This is a genomic window from Paenibacillus sp. WC2504 (assembly GCF_052682475.1).
Map to the genome: position 1 here is coordinate 874618 of NZ_JBQZFH010000001.1, position 20513 is coordinate 895130.

Annotated in this window: 15 protein-coding genes; 8 read left to right on the forward strand and 7 right to left on the reverse strand. The window is 49.4% G+C overall.

The window, feature by feature from the left end; translation table 11 throughout:
• Nucleotides 1-11 precede the first annotated feature (11 nt).
• The gene (locus tag ACUN27_RS03995; protein ID WP_445558408.1) at nucleotides 12-4487 is read left to right on the forward strand and encodes an NPCBM/NEW2 domain-containing protein; all 4476 of its coding nucleotides are present in this window, start codon (nucleotides 12-14) and stop codon (nucleotides 4485-4487) included.
• 213 nt (nucleotides 4488-4700) lie between these two features.
• On the opposite strand, the gene ACUN27_RS04000 is transcribed toward ACUN27_RS03995, so the two are convergent.
• The 7 genes from ACUN27_RS04000 to ACUN27_RS04030 form a co-directional block, all read right to left on the reverse strand.
• On the reverse strand, nucleotides 4701-5600 hold the full coding sequence (locus tag ACUN27_RS04000) for a fumarylacetoacetate hydrolase family protein (protein WP_326060787.1): 900 nt from the start codon (nucleotides 5598-5600) through the stop codon (nucleotides 4701-4703).
• 50 nt (nucleotides 5601-5650) lie between these two features.
• Entirely contained in the window at nucleotides 5651-6424 is a 774-nt protein-coding gene (locus tag ACUN27_RS04005) for an SDR family NAD(P)-dependent oxidoreductase (RefSeq protein ID WP_326060786.1), read from the reverse strand.
• A gap of 16 nt (nucleotides 6425-6440) precedes the next feature.
• Nucleotides 6441-7190 (reverse strand): IclR family transcriptional regulator, encoded by a 750-nt coding sequence (locus ACUN27_RS04010; RefSeq protein ID WP_445558409.1) that lies wholly within the window; start codon nucleotides 7188-7190, stop codon nucleotides 6441-6443.
• 358 nt (nucleotides 7191-7548) lie between these two features.
• Nucleotides 7549-8229: a TIGR00266 family protein gene (locus ACUN27_RS04015; protein WP_315953065.1), complete on the reverse strand. Its 681-nt coding sequence runs from the start codon at nucleotides 8227-8229 to the stop codon at nucleotides 7549-7551.
• 43 nt (nucleotides 8230-8272) lie between these two features.
• A complete protein-coding gene (locus tag ACUN27_RS04020; protein WP_445558410.1) occupies nucleotides 8273-9472 on the reverse strand; it encodes an MFS transporter in 1200 nt (399 codons plus the stop codon).
• Between the two features lie 128 nt (nucleotides 9473-9600).
• Nucleotides 9601-9843: a hypothetical protein gene (locus ACUN27_RS04025; RefSeq protein WP_315953067.1), complete on the reverse strand. Its 243-nt coding sequence runs from the start codon at nucleotides 9841-9843 to the stop codon at nucleotides 9601-9603.
• A 112-nt stretch (nucleotides 9844-9955) separates the two neighbouring features.
• A complete protein-coding gene (locus ACUN27_RS04030) occupies nucleotides 9956-10861 on the reverse strand; it encodes an ArsR/SmtB family transcription factor (protein ID WP_315953068.1) in 906 nt (301 codons plus the stop codon).
• A 182-nt stretch (nucleotides 10862-11043) separates the two neighbouring features.
• Here ACUN27_RS04030 and arfA point away from each other — a divergent pair, with 182 nt between their 5' ends.
• The 7 genes from arfA (at nucleotide 11044) to helD (ending at nucleotide 20409) form a co-directional block, all read left to right on the forward strand.
• The gene (arfA, locus tag ACUN27_RS04035; RefSeq protein ID WP_445558411.1) at nucleotides 11044-12555 is read left to right on the forward strand and encodes an arabinosylfuranosidase ArfA; all 1512 of its coding nucleotides are present in this window, start codon (nucleotides 11044-11046) and stop codon (nucleotides 12553-12555) included.
• Nucleotides 12556-12907: 352 nt separating this feature from the next.
• A complete protein-coding gene (locus tag ACUN27_RS04040; protein WP_315953070.1) occupies nucleotides 12908-13237 on the forward strand; it encodes a cytochrome c in 330 nt (109 codons plus the stop codon).
• A gap of 97 nt (nucleotides 13238-13334) precedes the next feature.
• The gene (locus ACUN27_RS04045; RefSeq protein ID WP_445558412.1) at nucleotides 13335-15359 is read left to right on the forward strand and encodes an LTA synthase family protein; all 2025 of its coding nucleotides are present in this window, start codon (nucleotides 13335-13337) and stop codon (nucleotides 15357-15359) included.
• 170 nt (nucleotides 15360-15529) lie between these two features.
• Nucleotides 15530-16306 carry an ABC transporter permease gene (locus tag ACUN27_RS04050; protein WP_315953072.1) on the forward strand — a complete coding sequence of 259 codons (777 nt, stop codon included), beginning with the start codon at nucleotides 15530-15532 and terminating at the stop codon, nucleotides 16304-16306.
• The gene (locus ACUN27_RS04055) at nucleotides 16303-17094 is read left to right on the forward strand and encodes an ABC transporter permease (RefSeq protein WP_315953073.1); all 792 of its coding nucleotides are present in this window, start codon (nucleotides 16303-16305) and stop codon (nucleotides 17092-17094) included. Before ACUN27_RS04050 ends, ACUN27_RS04055 begins: the two co-directional genes overlap by 4 nt.
• A gap of 32 nt (nucleotides 17095-17126) precedes the next feature.
• Nucleotides 17127-18098, forward strand: a complete 972-nt coding sequence (locus ACUN27_RS04060; protein ID WP_445558413.1) for an ABC transporter ATP-binding protein — start codon at nucleotides 17127-17129, stop codon at nucleotides 18096-18098.
• Between the two features lie 16 nt (nucleotides 18099-18114).
• Nucleotides 18115-20409, forward strand: coding sequence for an RNA polymerase recycling motor HelD (helD, locus tag ACUN27_RS04065; RefSeq protein WP_445558414.1), 2295 nt, complete (start codon nucleotides 18115-18117; stop codon nucleotides 20407-20409).
• The last annotated feature ends 104 nt before the right edge of the window (nucleotides 20410-20513 follow it).

Sequence of the window (20513 nt, forward strand, 5' to 3'; positions counted from 1 at the left end):
AGGGGATTTCGTTGTCTAAGAAGATTTCAACATGCGTAGGACTTATATTCATACTATTTTTTGTCTCCGTTGCCCCGGCTTTTGCGACGACAAATAATCAAAATACAGCAAACCCCGTTGTGAATGACATTTTCACGAACCAGAAGAACTATGTCGATCTCAGATTTGGCATGTTTATCCACTATAACATGGGAACTTATCACGATCAGGAATGGGTGACGCCAGGCCAAGATCCGCTTTCTTTTAATCCAAAGCAAGTGAATACAGACCAATGGGCGGCAGCCGCCAAATCCGCAGGCATCAAATATACTGTTTTAACGACCAAGCACCATGACGGATTTGCCCTGTGGCCAACCAAATATGGAAATTATAACGTGATGAACAGCTCCTACAAGAAAGATATCGTAAGGCAATATGTCGATTCCATGCGCGCTCAAGGCATTTTGCCGGGGTTATACTTCTCCATCTGGGATCGTCAGCAAGGTATTCAAAAAGGTTCCGTCAGCAGAGCAGATATCGATTTTATTAAAGGACAACTAACCGAGTTGCTGACAAATTACGGAGAAATCCCGGTTTTGATTATCGACGGTTGGGCCTGGGAGATGGGGCATAATGAAGTTCCTTACCAAGAAATTCGCGAATTAATTAAGCGCTTACAGCCTAATATTCTTATTGTGGATCATAATGGACAAACGCAGCCATGGGATGAGGACATCATTTATTTCGAAGAACCTAAGGACGTTTGGGCACCTGCCAACAATTCGTTTGCCGCTAATCAGGGCAAGCCGCTCGTGTCCAATCAATGGTTCTGGCACAATTGGATGACGAATACAGAACCGGCAAGCGTGCAAAATATTGTGCAGGATCATCTCGGTTATTTGGAACCGCGTTATACAAACTTTTTGCTCAACGTTTCACCTAATCCGGATGGAGAGCTGGATGATAACGTAGTTAATCGGTTGGCGGAGATTGGACAAGCGTGGTCGCCGAATGCATCTCGTCCTCCACTGCCTGGGCAGCCAATCGTAATGGAGCATCCGATTACAGCTAATTCGGCTACTGCTACTAGTGGGACTGCAAGCAATGCGATTGATGGCTTTATGGATTATATAGGCACTTACGTGGAGACGGTTTGGCAAACCACCACCTCGCTGCCTCAATCCATTTCCCTGGATTTGGGTTACACCTACAACAACATTAATATGTTGAATTACTTACCTTCGCAAAATCTATCACAAGGGATGATTACATCCTATCAGTTATACGCAAGCGAGGACGGAACGAACTTCACTCCGGTTACAAGCGGCACATGGGATGGGGACAAGACCATGAAACGTGTGACTTTCCCATCGCAAACAGCACGCTATTTCAAAATGCAAGTAAGTGGGGCTGTAGGGGGCTTTGCTGCTGCGGGCGAGCTGGAAGTGGGCTCTTACACCAACGACATTCCAACTCGAACGGGGATCGATGCCTTTGATGTCAACACGCTGTATCGCATCGTCAATAAAGCAACCGGGAAAGCGCTGGGAGTTGAAAATTCTTCGACGAAAGGAGCAGCTGTTGCCGGGCGAACCCAATCAGGTTCTTTGGATCAGCAATGGGTTATCGACGATTTAGGTCTGGGTAAATATAAGATTGCCAATAAACAAAGCGGGCAAGTTATGGATGTTCCAGCTGCCAGTAAATCGCCTGGAAAGTCAGTCATTCAATGGACAGATTCGGAAACGGCTGCAGATCCTTCCGCCATCAACCAACAATGGGTCATCTCCAATGTGGGCAACGGGTATTTTAAAATTACCAACGTAAACAGCCAGTTGGCATTGGAGAACAGCAACCGTTCTACAGCTGACGGGAATCCGGTTGTTCAAAACACCTACACCGGAAGCGACAGCCAATTATGGAAAGTGGAAAGCATGCTTTCTTTGATCAAAAATGTGAAAGTGAACGGAGTGTCTGTCAAAGGCCTTAATGCTGAGAATCGGACGGCGACGTTGAAGATTTTGAGAGAAAAAAATCTGGCGATCCCAGCCGTTACAGTGGACAAAGCTTCTGAAGACGTGCAGGTGGTTATCGACCCAGCCGATAGCTTGCCAGGCGCAACGACCATCACAGCTACATCTGACGGCGGAGCGAAGCAGGAAGTCTACACGCTGAATTTTGAGCTGGTGGACCGTTATGCGAGCGATCTGAACTGGTTAAGTGCATCCTCAGGCTGGTCAACCGTTAAGAAGGACAAGAGCTTGGACGGAAATGCGATTCGTTTAATGGGCGGAAACGGCGCTGTAACGTACGAGAAAGGTTTTGGCGTACATGCGGATTCAAGAATTATGTTTGACATCTCGGGTAAAAATTATGAGTCCTTCACTGCTCTTGTCGGTGTCGACCAAGAAATGGCCAAATCGCCGTCTTACGCCGATGTGGAATTCAAGGTGCTCGTAGACGGTGTAGAGAAATTCGCGAGCGGTGTCATGAAGGTTGCCGACGTGGCTAAACCGGTAGATGTCAATGTAACTGGCGCAAGCATCGTGGAACTTGTTGTTACAAAAAGTGATAACGATAATAGCGAGGATCATGCAAGCTGGGCCAATGCGTCGTTTAGAGTTGCGGAAGGCAAGCCCGAACAGAAAATAGCATTGCCTGAAGTTAACTATTTGAGCGATCTGAACTGGTTAAGCACGGAATCCGGCTGGTTAACGGTTCAGAAAGACAAGAGCATCGACGGCAATGCGATCATATTGAATAATGGAGATCAGGATCTCTCCTTTGCCAAAGGGCTTGGGACTCACGCCAATTCAACGGTCAAGTATGATCTTACTGGAGCAGATTATGAAACGTTTTCCTCCTTTATCGGTGTAGATAAGGAAGTGAATGGCGGAAGTTATAACGGCTCGGTGAAATTTAAAGTGTCAGGCGTAAAGAATGATGACACGATCGAATCACTTTACTCCGGAAGTGTGTTGAGAGAGTCGGACAATGCGCAATTTGTGAAGGTGAATGTGAAAGGTTATAAACAGTTAATCTTGGAAGTTACGGATTCCGGCAATGGCAACAGCGAGGATCACGGTGATTGGGCGGATGCGAAACTGGCTAAGTTGGCGGTTGAAGCAACACCGGTGATTACAGGAGTTAAGCCAGTCAACGTGGTTACGGCTGCGCATGTTCCGCCGGTTCTGCCTGCGAGTGTCACAATTGTGTATGACAATGGGACCTCGGCCGAGAAGTCGGTTCAGTGGGATTCGATAGACTCGTCTAAGTATGCAATAGCTGGCAGTTTTATTGTAAATGGTGTTGTAGATGGCACCGTCATACCGGCTGTAGCGAACGTAACGGTTACTGAAACACAGCAGGTGAACGTTCAATCAATTGCTGTCACAAGTTCGGCGACGACGATTACCGAGAAGGGCGGAAGCCTTCAATTCCAAGCTTCGGTGCTCCCTGCCAATGCGACGAACAAGTCTTTGACATGGGCGGTTTATGAATCAGATGGGGTAACTGCAACAGATAAAGCAGTGATTACGTCTAGCGGCTTGTTGACTGCGCAAAAAGACGGTGTCATGAAAGTCATGGCGACAGCTACGGACGGCAGCGGCGTTCAAGGCTCCAGTTATGTCGTGATCAGCGGTCAGCTACCTGTGCCGACCGACGTACCCCAAGCTACGCTCACGGGTCCGGGAGTCGTTCAAGCAGGCGCTGCGTTCTCGACACAGTTCGGTTTAAACAATGTAACGGCCAGCGTATATTCGGCGGTGTATGCAGCGGATATTACCGTATCGTTTGACGCTGACACCATCGATTTTGTATCTGTAGATCCAATAATTTTTGGATTTACTAATGTTGAAACCAAAACCGACGTACCTGGCCAAATTCGGATTCTCGCTGTGAGCCAAGGGAATACGGGAGTCGTAACGACGAACGGAGATTTATTCAAATTTAATTGGATCGCGAAGCCGAATCACCCGTCAACGACAACGAATTTGGTACTAACCAAAGTAGCTGTTTCCAATGGGCTTAGTCAAAAAGTGGATGCTGCTCTCGCCAATCTAACGGTTTCAATTACGGCGACGACAGACAAGACAACGCTGCAGACGATCATCAGCTTGGCGCAGTCCATCTATGATCGCGCAGTAGAAGGAACCCAAGCCGGACAATATGCGGTTGGCTCCAAAGCGGTGCTATTATCTGCGATTCAAGCGACAGTTGCCATCCAATCGGATCCTGCGGCTACACAGCAGCAGTTGGATCAAGCAGCGATTGCGTTAAACCAAACGTTACAAGCTTTTAGTGGGCAATTCATCACCGCTTATGCGAGGGGAGATGTCAATGGAGATAATGCCGTTGATATTGGCGACTTGGGCAGAACTGCTATGCATTACGGGAAAACTTCGGCTAGCAGCGACTGGAATGAGGCGAAAAGCGCGGATATTAATCATGACGATAAGATTAACATTGTAGATATTGTAGCGATTGCTAAATTGATCCTGCAATAGGTAACTAGCAGTGCCCGGTTCAACGTTAAGTTGGCCCGGGCACTGTGTCGTTTCTGGCATTGTTTTAGACGATAAAAAGGTAGAGGATTTGACATCCACTACCTTTTTGGAAAATTATTGGGTCTTAAGGGGACAATAGTACTCTATTTCCTTGAAGCGGAATTCAGAATCCTCGCTTGGTTTTCGTGAACGAGATATCGATAGCGGGAGTGGCTACTCGCTAACCATGCGATTCGTCAAACTTCCCAGCTTCTCGATGGAAATAGTGACTACGTCGCCGTCTTTTAAATAAACGCGTTGATCAACCGGATCGCCAAGCACTACACCCTCCGGTGTTCCAGTGAGAATGATGTCTCCCGGGTATAGGGTCATATGCTGAGAAATATAGCTGACGATCTCGTCACAGTGGAAAATCATATCCGCCGTATTCGAGTTTTGGCGCACCTTGCCATTGACCGTGGTGCTGATCTTCAGGTCATTTGGATTGCCAACTTCGTCCGCCGTGACCAGATACGGGCCAAGCGGGCTGAAATCGTCACACGATTTCCCCAACAGCCATTGTGCAGTACGCATTTGCAGGTCGCGAGCAGAGAGATCATTGACACAGCAGTACCCGTAAACATGCTCCAATGCTTCTTCTTTGGAGACGTATTTCGCCTGCTTGCCAATTACGATAACGAGCTCCGCTTCATAATCAACTTCTTGGGTGACACGGGGGAGGGCGATATCATGGCCATGTCCTGTCAGCGTATTATTAAATTTGTTAAAAAGAATCGGATACTTAGGGATAGGGGCATTCGTTTCTTCTGCGTGCTTACGGTAGTTAAGTCCGACACAAATAATTTTGCCAGGTTCTGTGACGCAAGGACCGTAGTTCAAAGTCTCTTCATTATGCAGCAATGTATGGCGTTCATTGCTCTCAAGAGCGAGGTGGACGAGCTGCTGCAGCGCTTCAGTAGCAGCTGCCCCGCCTTGAATAGCTTCCGTAACCGTAGTTGGAACTGCGAATGCCGGTGAAAGCTGCTGGGCAGCTTGAACGACATCAAGTACACCGGAATCGGTTTGAATACCTAGACGGGAAGCATTGTTTTGGTTAAATGTAAGTAGTTTCATGTGAAAACCTCCTAAGTCATGATTTATATGAAAAGTGTATAAAGAACAGGCTAAGCATTCTTGCCAAAAGTCGCCCCGCCGTCAATGTACAACGGTGAGCCCATCATGAACCTGGAATCGTCAGAAGCGAGGAACAAAGCGGCTGACGCAACATCTTCGGGACGGCCCATTTCGTTGCTGAGCTGTCTGGTTTTCAGAGAGGCGATAGCCGCTTCTGGATCATCATAAGAGGTGCGAATGTAATTTTCGACAAAAGGAGTCATGATCGTTCCCGGCAGCAAAGCATTCACGCGAATGCCGTATGAGGCATAGTCCACCTGCATGGATTTGGTTAGCGCAAGGACGGCGCCTTTCGTTGCGGCATAGGAGGCACGGCGAGCCAGCCCGATTTCGGCAATGCAAGAAGACATGTTAATGATCGAACCCGATTTGCGTTCCATCATGTAAGGGAGTACATGCTTCGAAGGGAGGAAAACGCCCTTCACATTAATGCTCATGATACGGTCCCAAGCTTCGGGTTCCAGCTCATGAAGCGCGCCAACGCCGCTAATGCCTGCGTTGTTGAAAAGCACGTCAATTCGGCCGTAAGCCTGAATGATTTGTTCAACCATCGCCTTGACGGAGTCGGAATGCGTAACGTCTGCCTGAATGAAGCGGGCTGTCCCGCCAGCCTCTGTAATTTCATTCACTGTCTCGATTCCTTTGGCCTCGTCGAGATCATTGATGATGACCTGGGCGCCTTCCCGCCCAAATAAGAGCGCTGTGCTTTTGCCAATACCTGAAGCTGCGCCTGTGATGAGAATGACTTTGTTATGTAACCGCATGTTCAATTCTCCTTTGCTATTCGGATAGTTGATGAGCAAGCTTACAAACTTCTTCTATACAGATCTGCTTCTTTTGCTGCCACTGAGGCAACATCATCGAGCAGCTGACAGCGGCGATAACCCTCCCATGCGAGTTGCGGATCGGAGCAGCAGCGCAGTTGAATCCGATAACAGCTTCCTCCAAATCGAGCGCGAAACCTTGTTGGCGGATTTGCTCCAGGTCTTTTTTCAGTTCTTTCAAAGAGACGATGGAATGTGTAGTTAACTGTGAAAATGGTTCTTGATCTACGCGATAGAATCTATCAAGTTCTTCATCGCCAAGATCCGCCAGCATGACCTTGCCGAGTGCAGTGGCGTGCGCAGGAAGGCGCATGCCTGGTCCAGAGGCGAGCCGAACGGGCGTAAGCGCTTCCTCTTTCGCGAGATACAGAACTTCATTGCCATCTAATCTGGCTAATTGCAGCGATTCTCCCAGTTTTAGCTTGATGAGAGAGGCTTCCTTGTGGAAGGACTCGTTCAAGTCTCGATGCTGGACTGCCGCATGGCCCAGGCGAGAGAGCTCACGTCCAAGGCGGTAAGTTTCGCCGGTATCCTTCTCGATCCAGCCCAAGTTCTCCAACGTTAAAAGCAGCGAATACATCGAGCTTTTATTGATGTCAAGCGAACGCGATAGATCGATGAGTTTCAGCTGACTGGGTTGCAGCGAGATTTCCTTGAGAATAAGGTGAGCACGTTCAATGGCTGGAACGCGGTATTTATCGTCCAAAGGTAGGCCTCCCAGCTCATTTGGTTTACTATACAAAACTAAGTTTACTGACTAAAACTATCATAGCATAGGCTTGTGCAAAAAAGTAGTAGGCAAAAAGAAAAGAGACTGTCCTATAAGTCATAAAAATGACTTAGGGATAGTCTCTTCTGAGGTTTAACGCCTAGCTCTTTCGCTAACGGACACCAAAGCCGTTATTCACGTTATCTGAGTGGAATTAATTAGTCTACAGATCAATTAACGGCGCTGGAGTCCGTTAGATCTACAAGGGCAGGAGAGTGACCTTAATTAAAGCAGCAAAAAGCTACAAATACGCCGGGCTGCCTGTTATACACGTAGCCCAAGCCCATAGTCTAATCTACCTGGCGCCCGGTATGAATTGCTTCAGCCATCCGCCGAAGCTCTGCGGATTCCGCGTTTGAATAAGCACAACGCCTTCGCCGCGGAATCGGCATACGACACCTTCACCGCTTGTGAAGCTGGAGAGCCAGCCTTTGGCAGCTTTCTCAATCGTATACTGCGTATAATCCGGCCATGCGACCAGATGCCCGTTATCAATGACAACCTCTTGCCCGGGAGCAAGGTTAATGGCATGAATAGCCCCGTAGGAGGAGAGGAAGACCGTGCCTCTACCGCTGATTTCAACGATGAAGAATCCTTCGCCGGACATGAAGCCGCTCATCAGGTTTTGCATTTTCGTATTCACTTGAATCCCGGATGTTCCGGCAAGAAAACCGTCCTTTTGCACGTACAGCTTGTACGATCCGTCAAGCTCGACAGCTTCAATGTCGCCAATTACGGAAGGTGCCAATAGCACTTCGCCACTACCGCGAGTTGGGGTTAACTCCTGGAAGAAGAATTTCTCGCCACTCAGCATACGGCCAAGACCTTTCATAATACCGCCATCTACTGTTCCTTTAAGCTCAATGTTAGGCGACATTGAAACCATTGCTCCTGATTCAGCCTTAATATTTTCTCCAGCTTCAAGTTCTACGCGCAGCATTGGAAATGCGCCCTTATATAAAATCTCGTGTTTCATAAATCATCCTCCATGAATAAGTGAAATTTGAATAAGAATAAGGCTAAACTGAATTCGTCTGACGCCAGGTCTCCAAGCTGCGATTCAAGTAAACGAACATCGCACAGAGCAGCAGGATACCCATGGTGATATAGAACACCGACTTAAATCCGTACGCTGCCGCAACATGACTGCCGAGTAGAGGGCCGATCAGATTGCCGAGAAACAGCGAAGACGTATTAAAGCCGTAGGCCGTTCCCTGAATTTGAGTGGGGGCCAGCTTTAAAACCAGTACGTTCAGGGAAGGGATCATACCTCCGATGAACAGCCCCAGCAGGAACCTGCCGATTAGCAGCATTGTAATGCTGGTGGCGAAAGCCTGCGGAATGAAGGCGAGTGCCGCCATCGACAAGGCGATGATGAGTAGTTTGCGTTGGCCGATACGGTCGCCAAGCCTCCCTAAGGATGGCGCGCCAAACAAGTTGGCGATCCCCGTAATCGCCACGATCAAACCGGCGAACAGCTCCAAATGATTGCCGAAGTAAATCGTCTTGGCATAGACAGTCACGATCGGCTCGATGCTCATCATCCCAATTTGCGTAATCAGCGAAGCGGCAAAGACCGGCAGCAGAGGGCGAAATAGGCGCCATTCTGTACGCTGGCGCACTTTTTTCTGAACGGGGGCTTTGCGCTCCTCATGAACGAAAATCATCACGATGAGGCTGGCGCAGAGCATGAGACCGCCGGTAACAAAAAAGATGTGGCTATAACCGATCATACCAGCAAGCAACCCGCCGATCAAAGGACCGACAAGCGATCCGGCGATGGAGCCCGTTTGCAGCGTGCCGAGCGACTTCCCGGAATGCTCCGGGGGTGTCACCGATGCTTGCAGGGAGACCGCCATGGAGATGAAACCGGAGAAGAAGCCGTTCAGCAGCCGAAGCGCAAGCAGCTGCCAGGGCTCCGTGACAATGCCCATCAAGGCTGTCACAACAGCCATCCCGAATCCGGCTCGAAGCAGCATGATTTTGCGGCCGCGGCGATCCGCGATGGCTCCCCAGAGTGGCTGCGTTAGAAATGAGGTGATGAATTGAGCGGCAACAATCCACCCTGTCCACCGCACGACATCGCCAACCTCGTGAACCCCAAGTTGTCCAACGTATAAGGGCAGAAACGGAAGAATTAGGTTCATTCCGCACATGATGGAAAAGTTAGCCCCCCATAATATCCATAGTGACTTTTTCCAATGTAAGGGTGCAGGCATCAGAGAGGCTCCTTATCTTTTTTTCCCAGTATAGCATACTTCACTTCGATGCCATTTATTGCGTGATTGAAAATAAAAAAGGCTATCCCTAAGCGGATGGGACCGCCTGATGAGGGATAGCTGCAAGTCTATGTATTTAAACTGGACATCACGGTCCCGAATAGGATGACTACGAAAATGAGATAGAGCACGAGACCAATAGCCGCCCAAATTAAGCTGGCTTTCGCATAATTCGACTTCGACGGGTTTTCGTTTTTGCTGAAAGCCCACACGAATAACAAGACGATATTCACAATCGGTATGGCCATCAGCAGAATGGTAATCATCCAATCCTTGACGCTTAGCACGGGCGCATGTTGTTGCTCTGGCATCGAAAGATCAACTCCCTCGCAGTCATTTACCTTACTGTATTGCCAGAGAGCCCCATATATGCCTTGAGGTTGACAGAATTAGCTGCCCGCGGCTCTTCGCGTACACCTGCACTTACCGCCGGTAGGTGCGGAAAATAATATCCCGGTTGTAGTTGCCGAAGCCTTCACCGTAAAGTGTAAGCCCGCCGACATGCGTCGCATGCTCCGGTACTTCAATCCGCAGCGTCCACTCGTTGCGCGACATGCGGATGTCCTTGATCGTGACGTCCGAAAGCCGCTGCCCGTCAAGGAAAGTGCCCTGTTCGGTGATCCGTATCACCTTCAACCAACCGTATTGGTTGATAGAGTCCGGCCACCAACTAGGGGTGTAATGCCCGCGGCCTTGCCCCGAATCGCCGGGGCTTGTCCAATAGCCGAGCAGCGTGTCGTTGACATAGAAATGAATGTCCGACGGCCAATTCTCGGCAATGCCTGGCGCTTCCGAGCCAAGCTCCAGCGAAATCTCGATCTCCTCCAGCGTCTGGCTGGGGAGCAAATAATTCGGGACGCGGTACTCTACGAAGCCGCTACCAAACCAGAGAATCTTCGCATGCATGCGCTCAGGTTCGAGAAAATAGCGCGGATCGTCGTATTGTCCGATCGTATGATCGGCCGTAGCGAGCCCGCACGTAGGCTGCACTTCAAAGCGCGTGTAATGTCCGATGGGAATGGACACCTCATCGAACACGCGCTTCGGCTCGCCCTGCTGCGGCAGCTGGATCTCGACACGCGAAACCGCAAGCGTGCACATTTTGTGCGTGCCGCCCTGCTTGCGTACTAACGCCGTGTGAATCAGGCCGCCGGCCTCAAGCTTCTTCACGTGCATGGTTACGATAGCGCTGCTTAAGCCAAGCGTCTGGGCTAACTCTTTCACGTTCATCTCTTGTTCGGCCAGCAAATCTAAAATCTGAAGCCGCACATCGCTGGCTAGAGCTTCATAGAGCGGCAGCCATTTACGGTCTGTTGACGCGTGTATCATGATACAAATCTCCTCTACTCCTATCGACTCATCATTTCGACTGATTCATATAAATATAAATCCAAAACATTCCCAAAGAAAGTCTTGAAATCAAGCATTGATTATTGTTTAATAAAGACAACGCCATAATATTTGTGTTAACTGATTTATATTTTTATTAATTATACGACGAGGTGAAGGCAATGTCTATGAAAGCAAGCATGATTGTCGACAAAGATTTTAAAATCGGAGAAGTGGATTCCCGTATTTACGGCTCGTTTATCGAGCATTTGGGACGTGCAGTATATGGGGGCATTTATGAACCGGGACATCCGCATGCGGATGAGCAGGGGTTTCGCACAGATGTTATGGAATTGGTCAAAGGGTTGGATGTGCCAATCGTACGTTATCCGGGGGGTAACTTTGTATCCGGTTACAACTGGGAGGACGGTATTGGACCGATCGAGCAGCGTAAGAAAAGACTGGATCTGGCTTGGCGCACGATTGAGCCCAACTTGGTAGGACTTAACGAATTTATGGATTGGTGCCGCAAAGTGAACACCGAGGCGATGATGGCTGTGAACTTGGGAACACGCGGGCCGGATGAGGCTAGAGATATTATCGAATATTCCAATATCCAAGGCGGTACATACTGGAGCGATTTGCGGATCTCTCATGGCTACAAGGCGCCTCATAACATCAAAACCTGGTGCTTGGGCAATGAAATGGACGGCCCTTGGCAAACTGGAGCCAAAACAGCTGCGGAATACGGGCGTACAGCCTGTGAAACAGCCAAAGTCATGAAGTGGGTGGATCCTTCGATTGAGCTGGTCGCTTGCGGTAGTTCGAGTTTAACCATGGCGACATTCCCGGAATGGGAAGCGACGGTGCTTGAGCATACTTATAATCATGTTGATTATATTTCGCTGCATCAATATTACGGGAATCGCGATAAAGATTCAGCGAATTTCCTGGCGCAATCCATGGGCATGGATCGTTTCATTAATACCGTGATCTCAACAGCTGACTATGTTCAGGCCAAAAAGCGCGGTAAAAAGAAAATCAACCTCTCCTTTGACGAGTGGAACGTCTGGTACCATTCTAATGAAGCTGACCGCCAAATCGAGCCATGGTCCATTGCGCCGCCGCAGCTCGAAGACATTTATAATCATGAGGATGCACTCCTCGTGGGTTGTATGCTGATTTCCATGCTGAAGCGTGCGGATCGTGTAAAAATGGCTTGCTTGGCACAGCTCGTCAACGTGATTGCGCCAATTATGACGGCGAACGGTGGAGCAGCGTGGAAGCAAACGATTTATTATCCTTATATGCATGCAAGCTTGTTCGGGCGCGGAACGGTTCTTGTGCCTCTCATCAAATCACCTAAATATGATGCCAAGGATTATACCGATGTGCCTTATTTGGAGGCCGTTGCTGTTCATAATGAAGAGAAGTCGGAAATAACGATCTTCGCGGTTAATCGTCATTTGGCAGAGGCGCTTCCGCTTGAGCTGGATCTTCGCAGCTTCGGCGCTTGCCAAGTTACTCAGCATATCGTGCTGGAAAGTGACGATTTGAAAGCCGCGAATACGATAACCGCCCAGGATCGTGTGAAACCGCACAACGGCGGCAATGCAGCGGTGGACTCGAACGGCCAAATTCACGCAACGCTTGGGAAAGCGTCATGGAACGTGATCCGTTTGAAGTTGGCATAAGCTCGGTTTTATAGGCTGGCCAAAAAGCTATGCAAAATGAGACATGGTAAGAAGGTGCGAGTGCTTCTGCCATGTCTTTATGTTGTTCTATTTAAGCGTTTTTTAGTAGATAAGAAAGTATACGTTTTTTACTTTTGCTTCGCTCTACCTCGACAATCGCACTCGTCCTAAAAGGACGGTGAAGTCGCTTATTTTTGCATCATCTTAACAAAATAAATCGGCCTCGGGCATCACATACTATGACCAATCAGCACCGCGGGAAGTCTTTCAGTCGTTCAGACCGGCGAATTCTTTATTTTGCAGTACAGGCTCTGGTATGATGGAGGAAATCTTCCTTTAAGGAGTTTCCAGTATGAAAATAAAGCTGCTGCTGATGAGTACGATCATTTTATCTATGGGACTGACGGCCTGTGGAAATGGAAATAAACAACCAAATAATGCGCAGACAACGCCTGCACAAGCCGATCCGCATAAGGTTTATCAGAACTTTTGTATCTCTTGTCATGGTAATCAATTACAGGGCGGAGAAGGCCCCAACATTCAAAAAGTCGGAGAACGCTTGACGGAAGATGAGATCATAAAGCGCATCCAAAAGGGTGGTGGCGGGATGCCGCCGTTCCAAGTCGCGCTCAAAGAAGAGGAATTGAAGGTGTTGGCTGCATGGTTGGCAGGTCTCAAGTAAAGGCAATATATGGGTATCCTAAGGTTCCTTTAAGGTTATCTACATATTTTCTTCACATTTGGGGTTTACAATAGGGGCAAGAGGAGAGTGATGCAAGATGCACTTGAATTTGAAGCCCCGGAGCCGTCTTCGCAAGAAGCCGAATAAGAAGATGAGACCACAACGACTGGGTGCGACGATTTCGTTAGTACTTTTTTTAATTTTATTACCCGTATTATCAGTGGCCGGCATGGAGCTACTCGAGCGCGGCTCGCTGCATAATACGATGGATTGGATAACTTCTAATCAATCACTTTTTTTACTAAACGCAGGAATCACCTTTTGTTTACTTATTTTTATTTATGCCTTGGTGGGATCTTTGGCGATCTCGGGAGCCATCTCAACCTTACTTCTCGGCCTAATGGCTTTAATTTCTTACATGAAGGTGACTATGATTGGGGAGCCCTTCTTCCCGTGGGATATTTTGCTCAACAAAGAAAGTATGGATATTGCTTCGCTTGTGACGGGTAAAGCTGCGCTGATCCGAATCGGAGCCATCATTGCTTCAATTATTATCGTACTTTCATTAAGATGGATCATTCCTCGTGCCACGATTTCTATTATCTCAAGAATTGGTTTAGGACTGTTCTCGCTCTATGCCTTATATGCTTTTGGGATCAAAACACCATTAGCAGGCAAAATCCTGGACCATATCGGTGTGAATGAAATTGTATGGAATCAGCAAGAGAATTACGCGAATAATGGTACAGCGCTCGCTTTTACACTCAACGTCAAAAATTCCATCGTTCAAAAGCCGGAAACCTACAGTAATGAAGCTATTGGAGCTGTAGCGGCAAATATAGAGCAAGTCTCGCAAACACAGCCAACTATGAAAAAGGCATCCGTTGATCTGCAAGGGAAGAAGCCGAACGTTATCTTCATTATGAGCGAGGCATTCTGGGACCCGACGTTACTGACGAACGTCAAATTTAGTGAAGACCCGCTGCCTACGATCCATCGTTTGCAGAAGGAGTCGACGTCCGGATACCTCTTGTCTCCTCAATTCGGTGGGGGTACAAGCAACGTAGAGTTCGAAGTACTCACTGGTAATTCGATGAGCTTCCTACCGGGGGGATCTATCCCGTATCAGCAATATGTAAGTAAACCTGTGCCAAGTTTAGCGAGTTATTTTGCCGGTCAGGGTTATAAAAGCATGGGGATTCACTCCTACGAGGGCTGGTTCTGGGATCGTAATTCCGTTTATAAGCAGCTTGGTTTTGAATCTTTCAAAAGCAGTGAGCATTTCGTGAATCCGGAGACGAAGGGTTACTTCATCTCGGATGCCGAGGTGTCTCGAAACATTATCGATGAAGTGGATAAAACGGAAGATCCGATGTTTATCTACACGGTTACGATGCAAAACCACGGACCCTACGATGATCCGCGGTACGGTGAGAATCAATTCAAGGCGGAAGGCAATTTGACGCCGCAAGCCAAATCGATTTTGGAAACTTACACACAGGGTGCGCATGATGCGGATCAAAGTCTGAAAATGCTTATCGATCATTATCAAAATTCGGATGAACCAACGATGATCGTCTTCTACGGGGACCACCTGCCGATGCTTGGTCTCGACTACCAAGTGTACAAAGAAGCCGGGTTCATCTCAACAAGCAACGCCAATGATTGGTCGCTGGAAGAAATCAAGAAAATGCACAGCATTCCGCTGGTGACTTGGTCGAATTTCGATATGCCCAAACAGGATATCCCATTGCTTAGCGATTCTTTCTTAGGTTCTCACGTGCTCGATATGCTGCACATGGAGAAACCGGCTAACTTCGCATTGAATGCGGAAATAGCCGCTCAAGTACCTGGATTGTTAAGTAATCTGGTTGTGGATCCAGACCAAACGCTTCATGCGCAGGCGCCTGATTCGGCCAAAGCACTTATTGACGATTACAGGAACGTCCAATATGATCTCCTCTTCGGTAAGCAGTATTTGGCCGGATACCTTGATCATGATTATTTAACGAAGGCCTCACAGCCTAGTTACAATGCCGAGTTTGATCAACCGGACACGAAACTCCGGGCAGAAGGGGATAGCGGCAGTCCTCCGGAAGCTAAACCTGTGAGCGCGCAGTAAAAATATAGAAGCAATCCCGCAGTCAGGTGATGACTATAGGGGTTGCTTTTTTTATATGAAAAAAAACATTGCCATGCATAGGGGATTTTTGGTAATATGAAACTCCGTCTCTACGCTGCGGCTGCAGTGGAACATCGTTTTTTTGCACGAAAAAACATAGGAGGTGTACGATGCTTTTCGCGGTTTTAGCCCGTAAGGCATACGCAAGGAATTTGCAATATCGCGGTTCACACTTGCTCCACAATGCTGTCAGTGCCGTGTTTGGCTTCATTTATGCAAGTATCTGGTCCGGACTCGGGAGCGATTCCTCGCTGGGCGACTACGGAGCCAAAGGGATGGTCGGCTACATTGCTTTTAACCAGGCGATCCTGTGGATTACGCAGTTTACGACGAATGGACTGGGACTCGAACAGTCGGTGCGCACAGGTCAGATTGCCGTTGATCTCATGAGACCCGTACACTTGTTCTATCAGGCCATGAGCAGGGAATGGGGCCAAATATGGTATCAGTTTCTGTATAAATTTATCCCGATTTACGTCCTCTATATGTTCATTTTCTCCTTACAGCTTCCACACAAGGCTTCCGTTTACGGCTGGACGGCGATTGCGCTGGTTGCAGCAGCTTATATCTCCATTTGCATGAACTATTTGATTGGCATCGCCGCCTTATGGACCACGGAATCCCGTTGGTTGTACTGGTTGAGCTACTCCTTCAGCATGCTGCTCTCCGGATTTTTCATACCGCTTGAATGGCTGCCGGGTTGGCTTCGCACCATAAGTAGTTTCACACCTTATCCGTACCTTCTCTATTATCCGACTCGCATTTATATGCAACTTGAACAAGGCACGATTGTGCTCGGAGCTCTTCTATGGGGCATCGGGTTTACTTGTGTCTGTCTGGCCGTTACGCATGCGGTGCGAAGAAAGCTGGAGGTGCAAGGAGGATGATGTCAGTCAAGCTCTATCTCCTGTTGATCAGGGCGAGTTTACGCAGCCGGATGCAGTATAAGTTTAACTTTCTTTTCTCGGTGGTCATGGCCTCATGTATACAAGTTTCAGAATTTCTTATGGTGGCGCTGGTCATGATGCGCTTCGGCAATATCAAAGGTTGGACACTGTATGAAGTCTGTTATCTCTATGGTGTCATGATGATCTCCAAAGCGATATACCGTACGCTGGCTTCGGATGTGCATCATCTGGAAAAATATCTCGTATCCGGAGATCTGGATGCGTTATTGACGCGCCCTGTGCCGGTGCTGCTAGCGCTGATGACGCAAAACTCCCGGGTACTCTTCGCTGAAATCGGGCAGGGGATCGTCCTGCTAGTCATTTCCATGCGAGTGCTGATGGCCAAAGGGCAAATCGAGTGGTCGGCCGTACCGTTAACGGCATTAATGATTTGTACGGGAGCGGTTATTTTATTCGCAATCGGGCTGGCTACGGCGGCTGCGGGCTTTTGGCTGACCCGCATCGAGTCCTTACAAAATATGACGGAAGACGCCTCTCAAACGGCGGCTCGCTATCCGCTTACGTTATATCCGAAATGGCTGCAGGGCGCCCTTCTGGTTCTTGTTCCGGTAGGTTTCGTGAACTACATACCTACCTTATATTTGTTGCGACACGAAGGCGGTATCGGCATGCTGCTGGGAACCGTGGGTGTTGCTTGTGCAGCGCTCTGGCTGGCTATGCGATTTTGGAAACTGGGCTTATCCCGTTATCAGAGTACAGGAAGTTAATCACGTTAATAACAAGGAGGGATGGCATCCACATGATCACGGTTACGAATTTGCGCAAAACCTTTCAAACCCCGGTTATTCAAGAAGGCAGATTTTCAGGTATTCGCACCTTGTTCTCGCGGGCTTATAAAGAAAAGGAAGCGGTACGAGATCTCAGCTTTGAGATTGAATCCGGCGAGTTCGTCGGGTATATTGGACCTAATGGCGCGGGAAAATCAACGACCATCAAGATGCTGACCGGCATCCTGCATCCCACATCGGGTGAAGTGCTGATCCACGGCTTAAGTCCGCAAAAACACCGAAGGCGCGTCGTTGGCAAACTTGGCGTCGTGTTCGGGCAGCGAAGCCAGCTATGGTGGGATTTGCCGGTTAAGGATTCGTATGAAATTCTAACAGCGATGTATCGCGTGGAGGAGAGCACCTCACGCCGCAGGTTAGACGAGTTGAATGAACTCCTGGAGCTTAAAGAACTGATGGATATGCCGGTTCGCAAACTTTCGCTCGGTCAGCGGATGCGTGCTGATCTGGCGGCATCCATGCTGCATGATCCGGATATTTTGTTCCTTGATGAACCTACCATTGGGCTGGATGTTGTAGCTAAAAAGAACATACGCAGCTTTTTGCAGACATTAAATCAGGAGTTTGGGAAAACGATTTTGCTGACGACGCATGACATGGATGATATTGAGCAGTTATGTAAAAGGGTGATCGTGATTAATCACGGTCAGATCGGATATGACGGCTCACTGGATACACTAAGAGACAGAATCGGTTTGCCAACGATGATGAAGATCACGTATCGAGGGGATGTCCAAGTTCCCGAGAGCTGGGAGCTGCCGTTCCGTGTAGTGGAACAGGAGGCGAACGTGCTGACGATCGCCTGCAACCGCCAGGAGCTGAAAGCGATGGACGTGCTGCGAATGGTCAGTCTTTGGGGCGATATGGACGATGTACATATGGAAGAGCCTGAGTTTGAAGAAGTCATCCATGGGGTATACAAATAGGCAGGAGGGAGAATAAATGCCAATTGATAAAGAAGAGCGGGAGCGGGAAGACCAGCGGGTTGCCTCGGTACGCTCCCAAATTAAAGAGCGAATTATCGACTTGGGGGAGACGGTGGATCAACGCCGCTCGGAAGTAACGGAGATTGGGCGCAGCTTCTGGGACGATATCTCCGTTAATGCGGACAACGCCGACGACGTAATCGAGACAGCCGCGAGTATGGCCCAGCAGGAGCATGTGCTGATGGGTCAGAAGCGCAGCTTTCAGGTGGCGCAGGATGCGCTGTACAAACTGCAGCGTGTCGTTGATGCGCCGTATTTCGCGCGCATCGATTTTCAGGAACGCGGTGAGCAGGAGCGTGAGAAAATCTACATCGGTCTCACCTCCTTCATTGATCCGAAGACAGATGAGATACTTATCTATGACTGGCGCGCACCGATAGCCAGCTTATTCTATGACTACCCGCCGGGGCCGGCCACGTACCACACGCCGGAGATGGATGTCAGCGGGGAGTTATTGCTCAAACGCCAGTACATCATTAAAGCCGGTGAGCTGCAGGATGTGTTCGACACCGGGATCTCAATCGGAGACGAGATGCTGCAGAAGATGCTCAGCCGCAGCGCCGACGAGAAAATGCACAGCATCGTGACGACGATTCAGCGGGAGCAGAATCAGATCATCCGCGATGACCGGCACAAGGTGCTTGTCGTGCAAGGCGCGGCCGGCAGCGGCAAAACCTCGGTCGCGCTGCAGCGCATCGCGTATTTGCTCTACAAATACCGGGCGACGCTCAGCGCCGATAATATGATTCTGTTCTCGCCGAACTCGCTGTTCAGCGATTACGTTTCGCACGTTCTTCCGGAGCTGGGCGAAGCGACCATGCAGCAGACAACCTTTCAAGATTATTTAACCCATAAATTAAGCGATACGGGTTTAAAGCTGGAAGATCCCTACGATCAGCTGGAATTCATTTTGACGGGGACGGAGCAAGATCCGGCTTATAAAGCAAGGCAGCAAAGTATCCTGTACAAAACGTCGGCAGCCTTCCTCAGCGTTATTGAGGCTTATGGCGAGAAACTGAAGCATGGCGGAATACGCTTCCTCGATTTGTCGGTCGGCAAGAAAGTGCTGATTACCGCAGAAGAGTTAAGCGAGCGGTTTTACAGCAAAACTTCGATTCTCGCGCTCGGAGAACGGATGGAGCAATTGTCCGAGTGGATGCTGGAGAAGCTGGATGAGATCCAAGCGGATGCACAGAAACGTTTCTATCGCAAAATGGTGCGCGAGCCCAAATATGTGGGTACGGAGCCCGAGATGAAGAAGATGAGCAAAATGAAGGCGCATAAAGCGATCGCTCCGCTGAAGGAGAAGGCCCGCAACCTTGCTTATGTCGACGTACTCGGCATGTATCGAGATCTATATACGAGCAGAGAGCTCCATCAGGAGCTGATGGCTCAGGCTGGCCAGCAGCTTCCTGAGGCTTGGGCGAGCATCAGTTCTTTCACTTCGGCAGCCTTGGAACAAGGGATTTTGCACTACGAGGATGCGACACCGCTTGTGTATTTGAAGGGGCTTGTTGAAGGTCAACTGCGCGTTGGAACGATCCGCTACTGCCTGGTGGATGAGGCGCAGGACTACTCGCCGTTCCACTATGCGTATCTCAAGAAGCTGTTCCCGCGTGCCCGATTTACCTTGCTTGGCGACTGGAACCAAGGGATCTTCACGCACGCGAACGCAGCTAACGACGCAGGTGGCCCTAAGAACGAGTACAGCTCGATCAGCGAGCTGATGAAAGAGGAAGAGACGGAGACGATCCGCCTCGTCAAAAGTTACCGCTCGACGCGCGAAATCGCCCTGTTCGCCAGCCGCGTGCTCCCGTTCGGCGAGCCGATCGAGCCGTTCAGCCGCAGCGGCGAGGAGCCGCGTCTGCTGCGCGCGGCGAATGAGACCGAGCTCAGCCGCTTGGTCGCGGATACGGCGCTGACCCGTCAGCACGGCGGTGCGAGCTCCGTCGCGATCTTGTGCAAGACCGAGCGCGAGACGGAAGCCGCGCACGCAGCCCTTAAGCCGCTGCTGCCTGGCCTCACGCGGATCACGAAGGAGACGCTGCACTATGAGGCAGGCGTTATGATCATGCCGGCGTACCTCGCCAAAGGGCTCGAGTTCGACGCCGTGATCCTCTACGATGCCGGTGCGGCTGTCTACGCGGAGGCGAAGGAGCGCAAGCTGTTTTACACGGCTTGCACCCGTGCGCTGCATCACCTGGATGTCTGCTATCTTGGGGAATTGACACCTTTTCTCCCGCAAAAGTAGACATTCGTCCATACCCATTCGCCCTGCCTGACATAGGATCATACCGCTCTTCGAGAAATCGAGGGGCGGTTTTTTATTTGCATAATTCCACATGGATTGGAAAA

Bases quoted from the DNA above. Each gene is read 5' to 3' on its own strand.
- ACUN27_RS04000 (WP_326060787.1), bottom strand. From the start codon at position 5,600: ATGAAACTACTTACATTTAACCAAAACAATGCTTCCCGTCTAGGTATT.
- ACUN27_RS04005 (WP_326060786.1), bottom strand. From the start codon at position 6,424: ATGCGGTTACATAACAAAGTCATTCTCATCACAGGCGCAGCTTCAGGT.
- ACUN27_RS04015 (WP_315953065.1), bottom strand. From the start codon at position 8,229: ATGAAACACGAGATTTTATATAAGGGCGCATTTCCAATGCTGCGCGTA.
- ACUN27_RS04020 (WP_445558410.1), bottom strand. From the start codon at position 9,472: ATGCCTGCACCCTTACATTGGAAAAAGTCACTATGGATATTATGGGGG.
- ACUN27_RS04025 (WP_315953067.1), bottom strand. From the start codon at position 9,843: ATGCCAGAGCAACAACATGCGCCCGTGCTAAGCGTCAAGGATTGGATG.
- ACUN27_RS04030 (WP_315953068.1), bottom strand. From the start codon at position 10,861: ATGATACACGCGTCAACAGACCGTAAATGGCTGCCGCTCTATGAAGCT.
- arfA (WP_445558411.1), top strand. From the start codon at position 11,044: ATGTCTATGAAAGCAAGCATGATTGTCGACAAAGATTTTAAAATCGGA.
- ACUN27_RS04040 (WP_315953070.1), top strand. From the start codon at position 12,908: ATGAAAATAAAGCTGCTGCTGATGAGTACGATCATTTTATCTATGGGA.
- ACUN27_RS04045 (WP_445558412.1), top strand. From the start codon at position 13,335: ATGCACTTGAATTTGAAGCCCCGGAGCCGTCTTCGCAAGAAGCCGAAT.
- ACUN27_RS04050 (WP_315953072.1), top strand. From the start codon at position 15,530: ATGCTTTTCGCGGTTTTAGCCCGTAAGGCATACGCAAGGAATTTGCAA.
- ACUN27_RS04055 (WP_315953073.1), top strand. From the start codon at position 16,303: ATGATGTCAGTCAAGCTCTATCTCCTGTTGATCAGGGCGAGTTTACGC.
- ACUN27_RS04060 (WP_445558413.1), top strand. From the start codon at position 17,127: ATGATCACGGTTACGAATTTGCGCAAAACCTTTCAAACCCCGGTTATT.
- helD (WP_445558414.1), top strand. From the start codon at position 18,115: ATGCCAATTGATAAAGAAGAGCGGGAGCGGGAAGACCAGCGGGTTGCC.